The sequence below is a fragment of the Oleiphilus sp. HI0043 genome, from assembly GCF_001634935.1.
In genome coordinates this window covers 1-995 of record NZ_LWEY01000327.1, presented here as the reverse complement: position 1 = coordinate 995, position 995 = coordinate 1, and the positions used below count along the sequence as shown (strand labels likewise).

Annotated in this window: 1 protein-coding gene; it reads right to left on the bottom strand. The window is 46.1% G+C overall.

Features of this window, described 5'->3' with window-relative positions:
* Window positions 1-829, bottom strand: an 829-nt coding sequence (locus A3729_RS04440) for a thymidylate synthase (protein ID WP_068516170.1), incomplete at its 3' end; no start/stop codon positions are given.
* Window positions 830-995 lie beyond the last annotated feature (166 nt).

Genomic DNA, 995 nt, shown 5'->3' with positions numbered 1-995 from the left:
TACTGTCATGCGACTCATAGCCGACGACTTCAAAGTCAGCGGTCGTCACCCAGGTTTCAAGGTCTTCGAGTGACTTGATATCAGGGTTGATATTTAGTCTCGGAGAAGCGAAAGGCTCACGCTTTAGCTGCACATCTCGCATCAATTCTAACTGGTTCTCGTAGATATGAGCATTGACTATTTTGTGGTAAGCCTTACCGGCTTTATGCCCCGTGATCTGTGCCATTAGAGCAAGCAGAACATAGACCTGAACCTGATTGAAATTCAGCCCCAGCGGCACATCACAAGAACGCTGATAACTAGTCAAATACAGTGTATCCCCTAGCAAAGAAAATGTGTGCGTATGCATGCAAGGGCGCAGACAACCCATTTCGAACTCGCCCGGGTTATAGAAGCTTAGAATTTCTCCGCGGTCATCGACCCCTTTCGAAAGGTTATCGACGATCTTTTTAAGCTGGTCTAATGGCGTGCCATCCGGCTTTTGCCACGCCCGGCCCTGAACGCCGTATACTCGCCCCATATCATCCTCACCTTTACGATGCGGATTATTCAACCAGGCTTCATTCTCATTGGCATTAGCATTCCAGGTGTTACAGCCGATCTCGCGAAATTGCGCAGCACTGCTATACCCACGGAGATAACCCAGAAGTTCTGCAATGGCTGCTTTATAGTAACTTTTGCGAGTGGTAATTAACGGAAATACATTGTTCTCAACGTCATACTCCAGGTCAGCATTGATTAGGGTCAGGCAGCGCGTTCCGGTACGTTTATTATCTACCCACACACCCTCATCAATAATACGCTGACAAAGCGCTAAGTACTGCTTCATATGCTTCTCTCAATTTTTTATTTTCTAGTTTATGCTCGGTGCGATAGTTTATCGGAGTTAAATTTGTAGGCATACCAAATAAAACCCACACCTATTAATATCATCGGGAATGACAGTAGTTGACCTTTCGTCAGCCAACCCCAGGCAACAAAACCAATATGTGCGT